The following is a 17,736-nucleotide window of genomic DNA, read 5'->3' on the forward strand; positions in this document are numbered from 1 at the left end:
CGGCTCGTCGTCCGGAGCGCCGATCCTGACATCGGCACCGGGCGCGCGCTCTGATCCAACCGGCCGGGAGCAAACCGGTTGCGTCGGCCCGGGCGGCGGCCCGGCAACGGGATGTACAGGACGCGGTGCGGCCGCATGGGCCGGCCAGGTCCACAGGGCGGCGCGCTACTGCATGGACAGGTGCACGTGGTTGTAGTGGTCGCCGGCCGGGGTGCCGTCACCGCCGTAGGACTTCCAGCCGCTGCTGGGCTGCCAGATCCGCTTGTACCAGATGACGTACTTCACGCCGAGGTTCTTCGCGTTGGCGACGCACCAGGCGGCCAGGGCGTCGCCGTACTGCTGGTCGGCGCCGGTGGCGCGGGCGTTGACGAAGGTCTTGGCGTTGGCGGAGAAGTCGCAGGCCTTGCCGGCCGGGTGGTCGCCGCCGCCGCCGCTGCGGAAGCACGACGTGTAGTGGGTGTAGCCGGCCTTGCGCGCCTCGTTGTAGGCGTTGAGCATCCGCGGGCTGATGCACCCGGTCGTGGTCGGATCGTCCTGGGTGCAGCCCTGGCTGGCGTAGGAGCCGTCGCCGTTGCGCCCGACCGCGTTGGTGGTGACCTTGCCGCCCGTCGGCGCGCCGGTGGTCGCGCCGCCGCCGCCCGCCTTCTTCAGGGCGTCCTCGGCGGCCTTCTTGTTCGTCTCCATGATCTTCAGCTGGGCCTGCTGGTTGGCGATCGCCGCGGCGAGGTCCGCCTTCTGCTGCTCCAGCCGCTTGCGGGTCTCGGCCAGCTCGCGCAGCGCCTTGTCGTCGCGGAACAGCATGTACTGCACCGTGGTCATGCCGTGGATGGTGGCCTCCGGCGTGTCGCCGGCGAGGGCCACGCTGGTCAGGCTGACCCGGCGCCCGCGGTAGGCGGCGTTGGCCACCGCCCCGGCCGAGGCCTCGAGCTCGCCGACCTGGGTCTGCGTCGCCGTCAGCTGCCCGGTGACCGCGGCCTCGTCGGCGACGGACTTGTCGAGCCGTCCCTTGGCGTCGTTGTACTCGGCGTTGGCCTTGTCGAGCGCCTGGCGGACGGTGAGATTCTGCCCGCCGTCCTCGCCCGGCTCCGCCGAAGCGGGGTCGGCGACCCAGACCACCCCCACGAGCAAGGTGGCCAGCAGCAGCATCAGAACCCTGGGCATGCGCCCGGTCGGAAGCGTCAGCATCGTCGCCAGCATAACCATGCGCACGGACATCGCCACTCGGCCCAAATACGCCGAAATTTCGGTCATACAGCGATTTGGCGGCGGTTTTTGGGGCGCCGACCGGGGTCGTTCGAGTGGACGCGCCAGGGTAACCTGCCCCTCGATGACGCACATCAGACTCCCGCGCCTGTGGCCGGCCGCCGCGCTGGTCGCCGCGGCGGCGCTGCTGCTGACCGCCTGCACCGACAAGGCGTCCCCGAGCGCGACGCAGCAGCAGTCCTCGGCGAGCCCGAAGGCGCCGGCGCTGCCGGTGGAGCTCGCGATCAGCGGGCCCGCCGACGGCGCCGCCAACGTGCCCACCGCCCTCGACCTGGCCTACACCGCCACCAACGCGGCGAGCGTCGCCGTGAAGCTCACCGACGCGAGCGGGGCGGAGGTCGCCGGCGCTCCCCGTGCCGACGGCAAGGCGTGGCAGCCGGCCGCGCAGCTCAAGTACGGCACCAAGTACACGGCGACGGTCACCGCGACCTCGACGGACGGTAAGCCGACGACGGCGACGACGTCGTTCACGACCATGGCGAAGCCGTCGAAGCTCGGCAAGATCACCAGCATCATCGCCGACAAGCAGGTCGTCGGCGTCGGGATGCCGGTCATCATCACGTTCGGCGTCGACGTGGCGCCCGCCCAGCGCGCCGCGGTGCAGCAGCGCATCCAGGTGACCAGCGACCCGCCGCAGGAGGGCGCCTTCAACTGGTTCACCGGCAAGGAGCTGCACTTCCGCCCGAAGGAGTACTGGCAGACCGGCACGAAGCTCCAGGTCAGCGCGCGCACCGGTGGCACGAACCTGGACGGCAAGTGGTGGGGCGAGCGCGACGTGTCGTTCACCGCGACGGTCGGGCCGAAGTTCGTCATGGAGGTCGACAACGCCACCAAGCAGATGACCGTCACGCAGGACGGCCAGTTGCTGCGGACCATCCCGGTGAGCCTCGGCCGCCCGAAGAACCCGTCGGCCAGCGGCAACTTCATCGTCATGATCAAGAACGAGTGGGAGTGGTTCGACTCCTCCACCTACGGCGTCCCGGCCGACTCCGATGCCGGCTACCGCACCAAGGTGTACTGGCCGCAGCGGCTCACCTGGGACGGCGAGTACATCCACTCCGCCCCGTGGTCCGAGGGCGACCAGGGCAAGCGCAACGTGTCACACGGCTGCACCAACATCTCCGCAGCGCACGCGGAGTGGCTGTGGAAGCAGACCCGCATCGGCGACCCGGTCATCATCAAGGGCACCGAGGAGCAGGTGAAGTGGGGCAACGGCTGGACGGACTGGTCGACGAGCTGGGACCAGTACGTCAAGGGCAGCGCCGTGCCGTACGTCGCCCCCACCACCTCCGCGCCGGCGTCACCGTCACCGTCGGCGAGCTGAGCCCTCGGCGGACTGAGCCTCGGCGGGCCGGGGTCAGCGGGAGATCTCGACGCCCTGGACACCGTCCAGCAGGCGCAGGGACTCGGCGACCGCCGGCAGTGACGTGTTGTTGTCGCCACGGGCGGTGAGCACGATCGACTGGTCGTGGCCGGCGTAGTCGATGCGCAGCACGTGCGCGCCCGGCAGCGCCGCCAGGGCTTCCCGCTCCACCTCGTCGAGCGGGAAGTCCGGGGCGAGGGTCAGCGTCACCTGGATGCGGTGCCGGTCCGGCAGCCAGTTCGCCTCCGCGACCTTGAACAGCCACAGGGCGGCGACGGCCGCGACGGTGACCGCGCCCGCCGCCCAGAACAGCCGCAGGCCGGCCGCGAGCCCGATCGCCGCGGTCACCCACAGCGACGCCGCGGTCGTCAGCCCGCTGATGTTGACGCCTTCCTTGAAGATGGCGCCGGCGCCGAGGAAGCCGATGCCCGTGACGACCTGCGCGGCGATGCGGGTCGGGTCGGTGCCGACCTCCTTGCCCGCGATGGTGAACACGGCCGCGCCGGCCGCGACGAGCATGTGGGTGCGCAGTCCGGCGGGCTGGGCTCCCAGCTCCCGCTCCAGACCGACGACGGCACCGAGGGCGATGGCGATCAGCAACGTGGGGATGACGGTCCAGTCCATCGGACACTCTTACCGTCCGCCGGTCGTTCCCGCCACCGCTGCGCGCGACTCCTCGCCCGCTGTCCAACGCTGTCCGACGGTGTCCAGGATCGCGGGCGCCCGGCGCGGCGTGGCCCCGAGCATGGGTGCGGCGTGACCCCACCGCACCGAAAGGCACCCGATGAGACTGTCCCGGTTCCTCGCCCCGCTCACCGCCGGGCTGCTGGCGCTCGCCCCGGCGCCCGCCTTCGCCACCACCGTCCTCACCGCGCCGACCGACGTGCAGGCGCTGCACGTCGCCGACACGAGTGCCGACCTGTCGTGGACGCACGACCTGTTCGCCGAGCAGGACGTGGTCGAGCGCAAGGTCGGCGGCGCCTGGACCGAGTACGCCCGCGGCCTCTTCAACGGCCTCGCCCTGACCGGCCTGCAGCGGGGCACCACGTACACGTTCCGGGTGTACTCGCTGCCGACGGCGACCTCCGGGTACGTCGCGAGCCCGCCGTCGGCGCCGATCACGTTCACGACGCTGGCGGCACCGGACAGCACCCCGCCGTCGGCGCCGACCGCCCCGCTCTTCAGCAGCGTCACCACCACCGGGGTGTCGATGGTCTGGGGCGAGTCGACCGACAACGTCCAGGTCGGCGGTTACCACCTGCAGCAGCTGATCGGTGGCGTCTGGACGACGATCCGCACCGCCGACTGGTCCAGCCGCTTCTACCGGGTCACGGGCCTGACTGGTGGCACCGCCTACACGTTCGCGGTCGTCGCGTTCGACACGAACGGCAACCTGTCCGCCCGCTCGCCCGCGGCCACCGTCACCACCCTCGCGTACACGGCCGCGCCGACCTGCCAGGTCCAGGTCGTGCAGTTCAGTCCCGGGTTCCTCGTCACCGTCACGATCACCAACACGACCGCAGCGCCGGTCACCGGCTGGACGATCGGCTTCACGCTCGCCTCGACGGCGGTCACGTACAACACGTTCGGCGCGATCCTCACCCGCTCCGGGAACACCGGCACGCTCACCCCGAACGCGTGGAGCGGCACGATCAGCCCCGGCGGACAGGCGATGCCCGGGTTCACCGGCGGGGCCACCCCGTTCACGCCGCCGGCAAGTTTCACGCTCAACGGCGCCCCGTGCACCGTGGCGTGACGCCGTGACCTGGTGCGCGGGGTCCGCCGCCCGGCGACCCCGCGCACCGCGGCCGCACCGTGGCCGCGTCCGGGCCTACGCTGCCGGCATCGACACCCGCGCCGCCCTTCTCGCGCCGGACGCGGTCGCGGCCGTGCGCGCGACCGCCGACCTGGCGCGGCTGCTGCGGGAGCTGCGCCGCCGCCACGCCCGCCGCCGCGGCGGCACCGAGCTGACCTACCGCGACCTGGCGGCGGCGACCGGCTGGTCGCACGGGATCATCGGCGGCTACCTGTCGGGGCGGGTGCTGCCCCCGACCGACCGCTTCGACGTGCTCGTCCGCCTGCTGGGCGCGTCACCGGCCGAGCAGGGCGCCCTCGCCACCGCCCGCGACCGGGTCGAGGAGGGCCGCCGTCCCGTGACCTCCCCCGCCCCGGCCGGCCCGGAGCGCCCGGTGCCCCGGCAGCTGCCGGCGGACGTGCCCGCGTTCACCGGCCGGGCGCCGCACCTCGCCGGCCTCGACGCCGTCCTCGCGGGCGCCGGGCCCCGGGTCGCGCTGATCGCCGGCACCGCCGGCGTGGGCAAGACCGCTCTCGCCGTGCACTGGGCGCACCGCGTCGCCGGCCGGTTCCCCGACGGCCAGCTCTACGTCGACCTGCGCGGGCACGACCCCCGGCAGCCCGTCGACCCCGGCGACGCCCTCGCCGCGTTCCTCCGCGGGCTCGGCGTGCCCGCGTCGGGCATCCCCGCCACGACTGACGAACGCGCCGCCCGCTTCCGGACCGAGGTCGCCGGCCGGCGGCTGCTCGTGGTGCTGGACAACGCCGCCGGCGCCGGCCAGGTCCGCCCGCTGCTGCCCGGCACCTCCACCGGCGCGGTCGTCGTCACCAGCCGCGACACGCTCGGCGGCCTGGTCGCCCGCGACGGCGTCCACCCCGTCCGCCTCGGCCGGCTCGACCGGGCCGACTCCCGCACCCTGCTGCGGCGGCTCCTCGGGCCCGGGGCCGGCCCCGGCACCGTGGACCTCCTCGCCGACCGCTGCGCCGGCCTGCCGCTCGCGCTGCGCATCGCCGCGGCCCGCCCGTCGCCGCACTGCTCCGGGGACCCCGCCGGCCTGGCCGCGTTCGACGCCGGCGGCGACCCGCACACCGCGCTGCGGTCGGTGTTCTCCTGGTCGCTGCGCCGCCTCGACCCATCCGCCGCCCGCGCCTTCCAGCTGCTCGGGCTGCACCCCGGCCGGGTCGTCGACACCCCGGCCGCGACCGCGCTCGCCGGCGTGCCCGCCGGGGCGCTGCTCGACGAGCTGGCCCGCGCGCACCTCGTCGAGCCCGCGGACGGCGGGTGCACCATGCACGACCTGTTGCGGGCCTACAGCGTGGAGCTCGCCGCGCGACTGCCGCACGACGAGGCGGGGGCCGCGCTGGACCGGCTCACCGCACACCTGCTGCACACCGCGACCGCCGCGGCCGCCACCCTGTTCCCCCACGACCACGCCGGCTCAGCGTCGATCACAGGGCCCGTCACGGGGTCCACCGTGGACGGTCCGGAGGCGGCGACGCGGTGGCTCGACCGGCACCGCGCCGCGCTCGTCACCCTCGCCGGGTCGCGGGCCGCCGTCCCCCTGTCGCGGGTGCTGTGGCGATACCTGGAGGTCGGCGGCCACTACCGGGAGGCCCTCGCGCTGCACACCGCCGCCGCGGCGCACGGCGACGCCGGCGCGCACACCAACCTCGGCGCCGTCCACTGGCTGCTCGGCGACCACGACCTGGCGAAGGTCCACTTCGGACGGTCGCTGGGCGGTCACCGCGCCGCCGGTGACGCGGCCGGCGAGGCGCGCGCCACCGCCCGGCTGGCCCTCGTGCACGAGCGGCTCGGCGACCACGACGAGGCCCTCACCCGGCTGCGGGACGCCCTGGCCGCCTACCGTGCGCTCGGCGACCGGCACGGCGAGGGCGCCCAGCTGCTCAACCTCGGCTTCACGCTCCACCGCGCCGGCCGCCACCGCGAGGCCCTCGACCATCTGCACCGGGCGGCGGCGCTGTTCGCCGACCTCGGCGACCGGCGCCTCGAGGGTTACGCGCTGGGCAACCTCGGCGCCGTCTTCAGCGCCACGGGCCGGCACGACGCGGCGCTCGCCCACCTGCACGTGGCTCTGGAGCGGTGCGTCGCGGCCGGTGACCGTGGCGGTGAGGGCACCGCGCGGAGCACGCTCGGCGTCGCGTACCACCGCCGCGGCGACCACACGAAGGCCCTCGGCCACCTGCGGCACGCGCTCACCGCCGCCCGCGCCACGGGCGAGTGCGGCCTGGAGATCGAGACCCTCAACGCCCTCGGCGACGTCCTGCTGGCCATGGGCCGTCCGGACGCGGCCGGGCACCGGTTCGCGGCGGCGCGGGCCCTCGCCGAACGCGCCGGCGACCGGCACGGGCTGGCGCTCGCCGTCGACGGGCTCAGCAGGGCATGCCGTTGACGGTCAGGTCGTGCGGCGCCTCCGTCGCGGCGGCCGATGCGGTCCAGCCGAACCGCACCGACCGGCCCGTGTCGATGACGGCGTTGTACGGCAGGTTCGTCGCCGTGACCGCGAACGGGCTCGGCTGCTCCATCCTGGCCTGCCAGACGCCGAGGTTGCCGGTCGCGGTGCTGAACGTCCAGCGGGCGGTCCAGCCGTTGATGGCCGGGCCGTGGTTGGTGATCGTGAGATCCGCGACGAACCCGCCGTCCCACGCGAAGAACCGGTAGTCGCAGCCGACGTCCCCGGCGGGTGCGGCCGACGCGGGCGAGGCCCAGGAGAACGGCAGGAGCAGGGCGACGGCAAGGATGGTGGAGCGGAACACGGTGCCTCCGGGGCGGGGTGTGACGGGCACGGACACGCACCGGACCCGCGGCGACCCGCCGCGCCCGGCCGCTCGGCTCCCACCGCGGCTCGCGGCCGGAATCTACCGAGCCTGAGCCGCGCTGGTCAACAGGTCCGGATCCCGCCCGACCGGACGACGCGACACCGGTGGCGGAAATGCTCAGACGATCGCCGGTCGGGGCCGATGGAAGGGTGGCAGACCCAACTCCAGAGGAGGCCGGGAATGACAGAGGCTACCGGCGGACGACGCCGCTCCGGATTCCGTGACCTGTCCGTCGCCTGGAAGCTGGGCACCCTGGCGGGCGTGGTGTCCGTGCTGCTGCTGGCGATCGGGGTGTTCGGCCTGGTCCAGCTCGGCGACGCCCAGGAGCGCCTGGACCTGATGTACAACACCAACCTGCGCACCGTGCAGAGCATCGACGAGGTGAGCTCGGACTACCGGGACGTCCGGTTCATGCTCCGTGACGTCGCCCTCGCGCAGACCCCGGCCGAGAAGGACGCCGCCGAGCAGACGCTGCGGACCGCGGTGGAAGGGCTCGACACGAGCTGGCAGACGTTCACCGCCGGCGGCGGGCAGGGTGGCGCGGCCGACCGGGAGTCGTTCGAGTCCTCCTGGAAGGCGTACCGGGACCTGCTCACGGCGCAGTTGATCCCGCTGGCGAAGGCCGGCGACTACGTCGGCTTCAACACGGCGACCAAGGGTCAGGGCGCACCGCTCGCGGCCGCGATCGACACCGCGCTCACCAACCTGGTCGAGCTGGAGAACAAGGCCGCCCAGACGACGCTCGCCGAGTCGAAGTCGGCGTACGACTCCTCGCGGGTGCTGTCGATCGGGCTGATCGTGGTGGCACTGATCCTCGCCTTCACGGTCGTGCTGATGATCAGCCGGGCGATCTCCAGGCCGCTGCAGGAGACGGTCGCGGTGCTGTCCGCCATGGCCGAGGGGCACCTCGACCGGCGGGTCACGGTGGTGAGCCGCGACGAGGTCGGGCGGATGGGCACCGCCCTCAACAGCGCGCTGGACCGGCTCGCCGAGACGGTCAGCACGGTCGTCGACTCCGCCACCCAGCTGACCAACGCGTCGAACCAGATCAGCGGCGCCTCCCAGAGCCTGTCGCAGGCCGCGACCGAACAGGCCGCCAGCGTCGAGGAGACCACGGCCAGCATCGAGCAGATGACCGCAGGCATCGCCCAGAACAGCGACAACGCCCGCACCACCGAGAGCATCGCGACCAGCGCCGCGAGCGAGGCCCAGGACGGCGGCGGCGCGGTGCAGAAGACGCTCGACGCGATGAAGCAGATCACCAGCAAGATCGGCATCATCGACGACATCGCCTTCCAGACCAACATGCTGGCCCTGAACGCGACCATCGAGGCGGCCCGGGCCGGCGAGCACGGCAAGGGCTTCGCCGTGGTGGCGACGGAGGTCGGCAAGCTCGCCGAGCGCAGCCAGATCGCGGCCCAGGAGATCAGCGAGCTCGCCGCGGGCAGCGTGACGACCGCGGAGCATGCCGGCGCGCTCCTCGACAAGATCATCCCGAGCATCACCAGGACCTCGGACCTGGTCCAGGAGATCGCCGCCGCCAGCGGCGAGCAGTCCACCGGCGTGCACCAGATCAACATCGCGATGACCCAGATCGGCAAGGTCACCCAGCAGACCGCGTCGTCGAGCGAGGAGCTGGCGGCCACCGCCGAGGAGATGGCGGCGCAGACGCATCAGCTGCAGAACATGATGGCGTTCTTCACGACCGGCACGGGCGGCAGCGGGCAGGGCCGGCGCGCCACGAACGGCGGCCGTCCGCCGCGGGAGACGGCGAAGTCGCCGGCGAAGAGCCTGAACTACAGCACCTCGCAGTACTCGCCGCGCGCCGACCACACGGTCACCGAGATCGACGAAAGTAAGTTCGACCGCTTCTGAGGTGACGCCGGCCCCGTTGGGGGCCGGCCCCGTTGGGGCGGCCCTCAGACGAGCAGCTGCTCGCGGCTCACGTTCTCCGCGACGAGGGGTCCGACGTCCAGGATCAGCGCCACCTCGCCGTTGCCGAGTATCGTCGAGCCGCTGATGCAGCGGGCCCCGCTGAACAGCACGCCCAGCGGTTTGATGACGGTCTGGAACTGCCCGAGCAGGGTGTCCACCACCAGCCCCGCCCGCTGCCCGGACTGCTCGATGACGACCACGTTCTGCCGCCGCGGCGGCTGCCCCGCGATGTCGAAGATCGTCCGGAGCCGGACGAAGGGCAGCACCTCACCCCGCAGGTACATGCAGTCGCGGCCGGAAGCGTGCGGCGGCAGCTCCACGCACTCGGTGACCCGGTCCAGCGGCACGATGAACGCGCTGGCCCCGACGCCGACCAGGAACCCGTCGATGATGGCGAGGGTCAGCGGCAGCCGGATCCGGAACGTGGTGCCCGCCCCGGCGGCCGTGTCGACCTCGATGGTGCCGCGCAGCTCGGCGATGTTGCGGCGCACGACGTCCATCCCGACGCCGCGGCCGGAGAGGTTCGACACCGTCTCCACGGTCGAGAAGCCGGGCTCGAAGATGAGGTCGAACACCTCATGGTCGCTCATGGCGGCGCCCGCCTGGACCATGCCGCGGTCGACGGCCTTGGCGAGGATGCGCTCGCGATTGAGCCCGCGGCCGTCGTCGGCGACCTCGATGACGATGGACCCGGCGTCGTGGAAGGCGTTGAGCCGCAGCTTCCCGCGGACCGGCTTGCCCTGGCGCTCCCGCTCGGCCCGCGGCTCGACGCCGTGGTCGAGGGCGTTGCGGACCAGGTGGAGCAGCGGGTCGCCGATCCGCTCGACGAGCGCCTTGTCCATCTCCGCCTCGCCGCCGGTGATGACCAGGTCGACGTCCTTGTCCAGGTCGACGCAGACGTCGCGGACGACCCGCTCGAAGCGGCGCAGCGTCGTGCCGATGGGCACCATCCGCAGCGACAGCGCGCTGTGCCGGACCTCCTCGACGAGCCGCATGACCTCGCCCTGCGCCTCCTCGTCGCCGTCGCCGTCGCGGCGGCGGATCCCGACGCTCGACTGGGCGATGACGAGCTCACCGACGAGGTCGATGAGCTTGTCGAGCCGGTTGGCGTACACGCGGATGGTCTGGGTCTCCTGCGACCGGCTGTCGGCGGTCTTGCGCTGCTTGCCGAGCGCCGCCTCGACCACCGGCTTCGGCACGGCCTGCGTCTCGATCAGGATCTGGCCGAGCGGTGGCAGGGTGTCGCCGGACCGGTTGTGCTCCTGCTGGATCCGCAGCGCCCTGGCGATCTCCAGGTCGGTGGCGGCGCCGCTACGGATCAGCAGGTCACCGAGCCGGTCCTGGTCAGGCAGCTCCTCGATCACCGTGACGTAGTCGTCGGCGGGCACGATCGCGATCCGGCTGTCCTCGCGGACGAAGTCGAAGACCTCCTCGATCTCGGTCTTCGGCGCGCCGCTGACGAACTCGGCCTCGAAGCCGAGGTAGCACGTCTCCGGGTCCATCAGGTCGGGCTCGGGCAGGGCGTCGGTCAGCGTCGTGACCCGGGTGACGTCGCCCATACCGCCCAGATAGCGCAGGAACGACAGCGGGTCCATGCCGTTGCGCAGGCTGTCGGGGCCGAACCACAACGTGAGCCGCCAGGTCCTGAGCCCATTGCCGCTCTGCTCGTCGGCGGCGTCGGGTGTACGAGCCGGCGCCGGCGTCTCGGTGAGGAACGGCTGCAGCGCGGCGAGCAGCCGGTCACCGTCCTCGGTCTCCGCCGGCGTCGCCTCGAGCCGGCCGGAGGCGATGCCCTCGACCATCGACGAGACGTGGTCGCTGCACGGCAGCAGCGCGCTGACCAGCTCCGGGGTCACCGTCAGCTCGCCCTCGCGGAGCGAGTCCAGCACGGTCTCCACCACGTGCGTGAACGCCACCAGATGGCCCAGGCCGAACAGCCCCGCCGACCCCTTGAGGGTGTGCATCGTGCGGAAGAGGGCGTTGACGGTCTCCTCGGCGCTCGGGTCGTCCTCCAGGCCGAGCAGGCCCTCCTCGAAGTCCTGCAGCAGCTCCCGCGCCTCGGTGATGAACGTGTCGAGGGCGTCGTTGAGGTCGTCGCTCACCATCGTGCTCCAGTCAGGTCCCGGGGTGCGGCGCGTCCAGCTCCGCGACGAGGTGGGCGGTCTCGAACACCGCCCGGACGGCCCCGCTCGGGTCATGGAAGGTCAGGGTGGTGCCCTGCTGCTCCGCCTCCCGCCGGGCGGCGAGCAGGATCTGCAGGCCGGCGGTGTCCAGCTCGGTCACGCCGGAGAGGCCGATCTCGGCGACCGTCGTGCTCTCGTGCAGGAAGGCGCGGACGCGGGCGTGCTGCTCGGCCGCCGCGACGACGGTCAGCTCGCCGTCGAGCTCCAGGCGGCTCGCGGGTCCCGTCACGGCATGACCAGCTTCGACACCGCGGCCAGCATCTGGTCCGGCTGGAACGGCTTGGTGACCCACGCCTTCGCCCCTGCCGCCTGCGCCTGCCGCTTCTTGTCCTCCTGCGACTCCGTCGTCAGCATGATGATCGGGGTGAACCGGTAGGACGGCAGCTTCTTGACCTCGCCGACGAGCGTGATGCCGTCCATGTTCGGCATGTTCACGTCCGAGATGATCAGGTGGATCCGCCGGCCGTCGAGCTGCTTGAGCGCGTCCTTGCCGTCGGTGGCGGCCACCACCTCGTAGCCCGCGCCGCGCAGCGCGATGGTGACGACCTGCCGTACCGACGCCGAGTCATCGACGATCAGAATGGTCTTCGACATCAGGTGCCCCCTCTAGAAGAACGTGATCTCTGATTCGGGCACCGCGGCGGTCTTCGCGCCGGTGAGGTGCGCCTCCCGCTCCTGGTGCATCGTGTAGGTGGCGGCGAGCTCGTCGAGCAGCCGCTGGGCGTTCAGCGAGCGGTCCTCGGCGACGACGACCGGCATCCGTTCGATGTTCTGCCGCAGGTGCTCCAGGACCTGGCCGATCCGGTCCTGGAACTGCAGGTTGACGATGGCGCCGGCGACCCCCGACCGGATCCCGACGGCGGCGCGTTCGAGCTGGTCGGAGGAGTCGCGCAGGCCGGCGAGCACGGCACCGAGGTCGTCGAGGACCTCGCCCACCTCGCTGTTGGCCCGGGTGACCGCCGCGCCCTCCCGCTCGGCGTCGCCCTCGGCCTTGCTCAGCGCGGAGGCGATCGCACCGGCGATGCCCTCGACGCGGCGGGCCATCCGCTCGCTGGTCTGGAACGACCGCTCCGCCAGCTGGCGGACCTCCAGGGCGACGATGCCGAACCCGGCGCCGGCCTCGCCGGCCCGCGCGGCCTCGATCGACGCGTTCAGCGCGAGGAGGTTGGTCTGCGCCGCGATCTGCGCGACCTCGGCGGTCATCTGCTTCAGGTCGTCGTTGAGGCCCAGCAGCGCCTCGAGGTCCCGCAGCGCCTCGCGTTTCGAGGTCAGGGCGGCGTCGAGGGTGTGCACGACGCTGCCGAGGCGCTGCCGTCCGCGCTCCAGCGCGCCGCCGCCGTGGCTGTCCTCCAGCGCGGCGCTCGACGAGGCGAGCACCGCGTCGAGGTTGTCGACGATCTGGCTGAACTCGGTGGTCACCGCGCCGACCGCGGACTCCATCTGCGTCCGCGACGACTCGATCTGGCTCGACCACACCGGGGCGACCGCGCCGGCGAACTCGGTGACGCTGCGCTCGTAGCCGGCCGTCGCGGCGCGCGCCGCCGCCGCCTCCCGTTCGGCGCGGCCGGCGCGGCCCGTCCCGGCCTTGTAACCGATGGCCAGACCGGCGGCGAGGACGAGGACTACGATCAGGAGCTCAACCATGGGTACGGATCACCTCGGCGATGACGGTCAACGGCACTTCCCGGTCGACGGCACCCAGCCGGACCGCTTCCTTCGGCATCCCGTGCACGACACAGGTCGCCTCGTCCTGCGCGACGGTGAGCGCGCCGGCGGCCCGCATCTCCAGCAGCCCGCGGGCGCCGTCGTCGCCCATCCCGGTCATGATCACGCCGAGCGCGCGACGGCCCGCGACCTTCGCGACGGACCGGAAGAGCACGTCGACGGAGGGCCGGTGCCGGTTGACAGGCGGGCCGTCGCTCACCTTGACCCGGAAGCGAGCGCCGTCGCAGAGGACCTGCATGTGCCGGCCGCCCGGCGCGACGAGGGCCAGGCCGTCGGCGACGAGGTCGCCGTCGGCGGCCTCGCGGACCTCGATCGCGGACACCATGTCCATGCGCTCGGCGAACGCGGCGGTGAACTTCTCCGGCATGTGCTGCACGATCACGATTCCCGGGCTGTCGCGGGGCAGCGCCGTCAGCACGGTCTCCAGGGCCTGCGTGCCGCCGGTGGAGGTGCCGATGGCGATGATCCGGCCGGCCGGCACCACGGGCGAGGACACGGGCGAGGACATGGGCGAGGACACGGTGGCCGGTCGCGGCACGGCGGCGGCCGGGGCCGTCCCGGCCCGGTTGAGGCGGGCGACCTTGCCGGCCGCCGCCGCCCTGACCGCCGCCACGATGTCGCCGCTGTCCTCGGCCATGAACTGCTTCAGGCCGGTGCTGGGCTTGGGCACGACACCGGCCGCCCCGGCCGCCAGGGCGTCCATCGTGGCGCGGGCGCCGCGCTGGCTCAGCGTCGAGCAGATGACCACCGGCGTCGGCCGGGTGGCCATGATCTTCTTGAGGAACGTGATGCCGTCCATCCTGGGCATCTCGATGTCGAGCACGACGACGTCCGGCCAGGCCCGGTTCATCAGGTTCATCGCGAAGATCGGATCGGAGGCGGATCCGAGCACCTCGATGCCCGGGCTCTCCGCCAGCCGCTTGGACAGCACCTGGCGCACCACCGCGGAGTCGTCGACGATGACGACGCGGATTCCCTTACCGGTCATGGCCCGCTCCGGCCGGTCGGCGCTCCTGATGCTGCAGCCACACGTCGCCCGTGCCGAGGTCGAACACCAGCTGCCGGGATCCGGTGCCGCCCAGATGTCTCGCGGTCAGGTGGAAGCCGTGCTCGCGCAGCAGCAGCAGGCCGGTCTCGATGTTGTCCTGCGGCACGTGCGGCGCCGGGCCGGGCGATCCGCCGGGGAACTGGTCCCCGCCGCCGAAGATCTTCGCCTGGTACTCCGCGGGACGGGTGCCGGTGCGCCCGAGCTCGCGCAGGAACAGCTGGACCGCCTCGTCGGCGTAGCGGCCGCTCAGCGCGGGATGGTCGCCGGGCGGGGCCGCCCGGCGGGACAGCAGGTAATGGCACATCCCGCCGATCCGCAGCCGCGGGTGCCACAGCGTGATGGCGACGCAGGACCCGAGCATGGTGCGGATGCGGGTGCCGGCCCCGGCGAAGTGGAAGTCGCCCGGGTTGAGGAAGACCTCGGTCGCGCTACCCACGGTCGTCTCCGAGGCGGTAGATCGACGGCTGGACCGCCCGCAGCCGCGACGGGATGCCGTTGAGCGTCTCGGACAGGCTGACGATGAGGTAGCCACCCGGAAGCAGCATCTCCTGCAGCCGCCCGATCAACTGTGCCTTCGTCTCCGGCTCGAAGTAGATCATCACGTTGCGCAGCATGATCACGTCGAACCGGCCGAGGCGGCTCAGGTCCTCCAGGAGGTTCGCGCCGAGGAACGTCGTGCGCGCCCGCAGCTCCCGGTCGACGGCCATCAGGCCTTCGTACTCGGCCCGCCCCTTCCGGCAGTACCGCCGCAGCAACACCTTCGGGATCCGCTCCGCCGCCGAGATCGGGTAGATGCCGGCCGCCGCCCCGGCCACCACCCGCGACGAGATGTCGGTGCCGACGATCTCCCACGGCCGGTCCGGCAGCGCCTCCGCGAGCACCATCGCCGCGCTGTACGCCTCCTCGCCGCTGGAGCTGGCGGCGCTCCACAGCCGGAACGGCCGGTTCGCCGGCTGGGCGCGGTACGCCGGCGCGACGACCTCACCGAGGAAGTCGAAGTGCCGCGGCTCGCGGAAGAAGAAGGTCTCGTTCGTGGTCAGCAGGTCGATCGCCTGCCGGGTCTCCGCGGCGTGCTGCGGGGAGCGGATCACCTGGAGGTACTCCGTGTAGCTGGACAGGCCGAGCGTGCGCAGGCGCTTGTCCAGCCGCCCCATCACCAGCGTCTCCTTGCCCGGCGCGAGCCGGATGCCGGTGCACTGGTGGAGGAACTCGCTGACGGCCTGGAACTCCGCGGAGCTGATCTCCGTGGGGCCGGCAAGTGACCGCGTCATGACGACCGGATCGCCCGGTCGGCGCCGCCATTCCCTTCCGCTCCGGCCGGCAGCGCCGTCACGAGGTCCACCATGTCGCTCAGCGACAGCACGTGTTCGATGTCGAGCACGATGATGAAGTCGTTGTCGCGCTTCGCCATTCCGCTGATGAAGTCGGACCGGATGCCGGCGCCGAACGCCGGCGCCGGCTCGATGTCCTCGGGAGTGAACGACTCGACCTTGCTGACCGCGTCGACGAGGACGCCGATGTCCTGACCGTCGCGGCCGGCGCCGGTGACCGTGCCGGCGCCGGTGTCACCGGACCCGGACATCCCGCGGATGTGGACGATGATGATGCTGGTGCGCCTGGCGATGCTCGTGGCGCCCTTCGCGAAGCGGATCGCGAGGTCGATGACCGGGACCGCCCGGCCGCGCAGATTGATGACGCCACGGACGAAGTCGGGCGTCATCGGCACGACCGTGAGGTTCCGGTATTCCAGGATCTCGGTGATGTGGAAGATGTCCAGCGCGTAGGACTCACCGTTCAACGTGAAGGTCAGGTATCGCTTCGCATCGCCAGCGGTGCTGTCGCCGGGACCACCGCCGCGGGGTGCTGCCTCAACGCTCACTGGTCTCCCCTCCCGGGCCGGACGCGCGCTCGGCACACGCTCACCGAGAGCCCTATCGGCTCCGCCGCGGACGCCTGAAGGGGAACATCCCACAAGATCAGACAAATGCTCCCCGGGTCGCTGGTCCGCGAGTCGCCGGCGGGTGATCGCCGTGCAGGAGCCGTGAAATGCTCGGCCCCGTGCGGACATGTACAGGCGACACCAACGCCGCATGACGGGAGCCACCCTTGGCACGAGCCCCTGACGCCGCCCGCTTCGAAGCCCTGTACCGGTCCTGCTACCAGGACCTGCTCGGCTACGCGCTGCGGCGCGTCGACCGGCCGGAGTCGGCCGCCGACGTGGTCGCCGACACGTTCCTGGTCGCCTGGCGCCGCATCGACGAGGTCCCCGACGACCAGGCCAGGCCCTGGCTGTTCGGGGTCGCCCGCAACGTCATGGCCAACCACCAGCGCGCCGACCGGCGCCGCGCCGACCTCGGGGCGCGCCTGCGGCAGGAGCTCGCGGACGCCACCACGATCGAGCCGTCGGTGCCGCCGGAGATCGCGCACGCGTTCCGCGCGCTGCCCGAGGGCGACCGGGAGGTCCTGCGGCTGGTGGCCTGGGAAGGGCTGAGCGCCGACGAGCTCGCCGTCGCGCTCGGCTGCACGGCCAACGCCGCCCGGATCCGCCTGCACCGGGCGCGCCGCCGCTTCGCGGAGGCGCTGCGCACACCCACCTTCACCAGCCGTGAGAGGAGCCACCGTGACTGACGTCGACGAGGAGCAGGACCACCTGATCCGGCTGCTCTCCCCCACCGTGCACGTCCCCGCGCCCGCCCAGGCGGCCGGCGAGGACCTGCTGCACGCCATCCTGGACACCGGCGTGCCGGCGGCGGACCGGCGGCGCCGCCTCCTCGTCGGAGTGCCGGTCGCGGCCGGGCTCGCGGTCGCGGCGCTCGTCGCCGGGTCGCTGCTCACGGCGCCGAAGCCGGCCAACGCGACGCTCACGTTCACCGAGGGCGACGGGTTCCTGACCGTCATCATCAAGGACCCCGCCGCCGATCCCCAGCGGTACCGTGCCGAACTCGCGAGGCGTGGACTCGACATCAAGATCGACCTGGTGCCGGCCAACCCGGAGGACGTCGGCAAGGTCGTCTTCGAGGAGTCCGGCGCCCCGGGGCTCGAGCCGATCGAGGATCCCGGCCGGTGCACCGCCAACGGGTCGTGCCAGGTCGGGTTCAAGGTGCCGCTGAACTTCTCGTCCTACGCGGTCGTCGCGTTCGGCCGCACCCCGCTGGACGGCGAGTGGGTCGAGGGCGGGTCCGCCGGGGAGCGGGCGATCGGCGCGAGCCTGATCGGCAAACGGGTCTCCGAGGCGCGTCAGCTGCTCGCCGCGAAGGGCCTGACGGCCGAGTACCGCGTCGGCCCGAAGTCCCTGGCCGCCCCGGCGGAGCAGGTGCCCGGCGACTGGATCGTGTTCGACACCGCACCGCTGCCCGGGAACGTCATCGTGCTGTGGTCGTCGGCGGACGGCAAGCATCCGGTCCCGGCCGGCGACGACACCCCGCGCCCGGCCGCGTCGTCCCGGCCCGGCGCGCCCACGTCGGCCGGCGCCGGCCCGGGCGCCTCCTCCATGCCCGCGTCGTCATCGATGCCCGCGTCGTCATCGATGCCCGCGGCCGGCTCCAAGGCCGGCTGACCCGGACGACACGGCAAGCTCCACAGCGCCG

17 protein-coding genes are annotated in these 17,736 nt (G+C 72.7%); 6 read left to right on the plus strand and 11 right to left on the minus strand.

What is annotated here, in order from left to right; all coding sequences use genetic code 11:
* Positions 1-165: 165 nt before the first annotated feature.
* Complete coding sequence (locus ACFY3L_RS15925) at positions 166-1,185, minus strand: coiled-coil domain-containing protein (RefSeq protein WP_389323414.1); 1,020 nt, start codon at positions 1,183-1,185, stop codon at positions 166-168.
* Positions 1,186-1,327: 142 nt separating this feature from the next.
* On the opposite strand from ACFY3L_RS15925, the gene ACFY3L_RS15930 reads away from it, so the two are divergent.
* Positions 1,328-2,587 carry an Ig-like domain-containing protein gene (locus ACFY3L_RS15930; RefSeq protein ID WP_389323417.1) on the plus strand — a complete coding sequence of 420 codons (1,260 nt, stop codon included), beginning with the start codon at positions 1,328-1,330 and terminating at the stop codon, positions 2,585-2,587.
* A 33-nt stretch (positions 2,588-2,620) separates the two neighbouring features.
* Here the strand turns inward: ACFY3L_RS15930 and ACFY3L_RS15935 are convergent, their stop codons facing one another.
* Entirely contained in the window at positions 2,621-3,250 is a 630-nt protein-coding gene (locus ACFY3L_RS15935; protein WP_389323420.1) for an MgtC/SapB family protein, read from the minus strand.
* Positions 3,251-3,410: 160 nt separating this feature from the next.
* Between ACFY3L_RS15935 and ACFY3L_RS15940 the strand changes: the two genes are divergently transcribed.
* Together ACFY3L_RS15940 and ACFY3L_RS15945 are read left to right on the plus strand one after the other, a co-directional pair.
* Positions 3,411-4,382 carry a cellulose binding domain-containing protein gene (locus tag ACFY3L_RS15940; RefSeq protein WP_389323423.1) on the plus strand — a complete coding sequence of 324 codons (972 nt, stop codon included), beginning with the start codon at positions 3,411-3,413 and terminating at the stop codon, positions 4,380-4,382.
* Between the two features lie 4 nt (positions 4,383-4,386).
* Entirely contained in the window at positions 4,387-6,831 is a 2,445-nt protein-coding gene (locus ACFY3L_RS15945; RefSeq protein ID WP_389323426.1) for an ATP-binding protein, read from the plus strand.
* Here ACFY3L_RS15945 and ACFY3L_RS15950 read toward each other — a convergent pair.
* A complete protein-coding gene (locus ACFY3L_RS15950; protein ID WP_389323429.1) occupies positions 6,812-7,195 on the minus strand; it encodes a cellulose binding domain-containing protein in 384 nt (127 codons plus the stop codon). The two genes, ACFY3L_RS15945 and ACFY3L_RS15950, sit on opposite strands and share 20 nt — an antisense overlap.
* Positions 7,196-7,438: 243 nt before the next feature.
* Between ACFY3L_RS15950 and ACFY3L_RS15955 the strand changes: the two genes are divergently transcribed.
* Positions 7,439-9,133: a methyl-accepting chemotaxis protein gene (locus ACFY3L_RS15955; RefSeq protein WP_389323432.1), complete on the plus strand. Its 1,695-nt coding sequence runs from the start codon at positions 7,439-7,441 to the stop codon at positions 9,131-9,133.
* A gap of 44 nt (positions 9,134-9,177) precedes the next feature.
* Here ACFY3L_RS15955 and ACFY3L_RS15960 read toward each other — a convergent pair whose 3' ends face one another.
* The 8 genes from ACFY3L_RS15960 to ACFY3L_RS15995 are packed head-to-tail and all read right to left on the minus strand — an operon-like array spanning position 9,178 to position 16,028.
* The gene (locus tag ACFY3L_RS15960) at positions 9,178-11,298 is read right to left on the minus strand and encodes a chemotaxis protein CheA (RefSeq protein ID WP_389323435.1); all 2,121 of its coding nucleotides are present in this window, start codon (positions 11,296-11,298) and stop codon (positions 9,178-9,180) included.
* A gap of 10 nt (positions 11,299-11,308) precedes the next feature.
* Entirely contained in the window at positions 11,309-11,605 is a 297-nt protein-coding gene (locus tag ACFY3L_RS15965; RefSeq protein WP_389323438.1) for a lipid asymmetry maintenance protein MlaB, read from the minus strand.
* On the minus strand, positions 11,602-11,970 hold the full coding sequence (locus ACFY3L_RS15970; protein WP_344512636.1) for a response regulator: 369 nt from the start codon (positions 11,968-11,970) through the stop codon (positions 11,602-11,604). Before ACFY3L_RS15970 ends, ACFY3L_RS15965 begins: the two co-directional genes overlap by 4 nt.
* Before the next feature lie 12 nt (positions 11,971-11,982).
* A complete protein-coding gene (locus tag ACFY3L_RS15975) occupies positions 11,983-13,020 on the minus strand; it encodes a methyl-accepting chemotaxis protein (RefSeq protein ID WP_389323441.1) in 1,038 nt (345 codons plus the stop codon).
* Positions 13,013-14,089, minus strand: a complete 1,077-nt coding sequence (locus ACFY3L_RS15980) for a chemotaxis response regulator protein-glutamate methylesterase (protein WP_389323444.1) — start codon at positions 14,087-14,089, stop codon at positions 13,013-13,015. The genes ACFY3L_RS15975 and ACFY3L_RS15980 overlap by 8 nt, the downstream gene beginning before the upstream one ends.
* Positions 14,079-14,585, minus strand: coding sequence for a chemotaxis protein CheD (locus tag ACFY3L_RS15985; protein ID WP_389323447.1), 507 nt, complete (start codon positions 14,583-14,585; stop codon positions 14,079-14,081). Before ACFY3L_RS15985 ends, ACFY3L_RS15980 begins: the two co-directional genes overlap by 11 nt.
* Positions 14,578-15,420, minus strand: coding sequence for a CheR family methyltransferase (locus ACFY3L_RS15990; protein WP_389323449.1), 843 nt, complete (start codon positions 15,418-15,420; stop codon positions 14,578-14,580). The genes ACFY3L_RS15985 and ACFY3L_RS15990 overlap by 8 nt, the downstream gene beginning before the upstream one ends.
* Positions 15,417-16,028, minus strand: a complete 612-nt coding sequence (locus ACFY3L_RS15995) for a chemotaxis protein CheW (RefSeq protein ID WP_389323452.1) — start codon at positions 16,026-16,028, stop codon at positions 15,417-15,419. Before ACFY3L_RS15995 ends, ACFY3L_RS15990 begins: the two co-directional genes overlap by 4 nt.
* Before the next feature lie 227 nt (positions 16,029-16,255).
* Between ACFY3L_RS15995 and ACFY3L_RS16000 the strand changes: the two genes are divergently transcribed.
* Together ACFY3L_RS16000 and ACFY3L_RS16005 are read left to right on the plus strand one after the other, a co-directional pair.
* Positions 16,256-16,777, plus strand: a complete 522-nt coding sequence (locus ACFY3L_RS16000) for an RNA polymerase sigma factor (RefSeq protein ID WP_389323455.1) — start codon at positions 16,256-16,258, stop codon at positions 16,775-16,777.
* The gene (locus ACFY3L_RS16005) at positions 16,770-17,705 is read left to right on the plus strand and encodes a hypothetical protein (RefSeq protein WP_389323458.1); all 936 of its coding nucleotides are present in this window, start codon (positions 16,770-16,772) and stop codon (positions 17,703-17,705) included. Before ACFY3L_RS16000 ends, ACFY3L_RS16005 begins: the two co-directional genes overlap by 8 nt.
* Positions 17,706-17,736 lie beyond the last annotated feature (31 nt).

Origin of the sequence: Dactylosporangium sp. NPDC000521 (assembly GCF_042898305.1) — a bacterium.
Lineage (GTDB): Bacteria > Actinomycetota > Actinomycetes > Mycobacteriales > Micromonosporaceae > Dactylosporangium.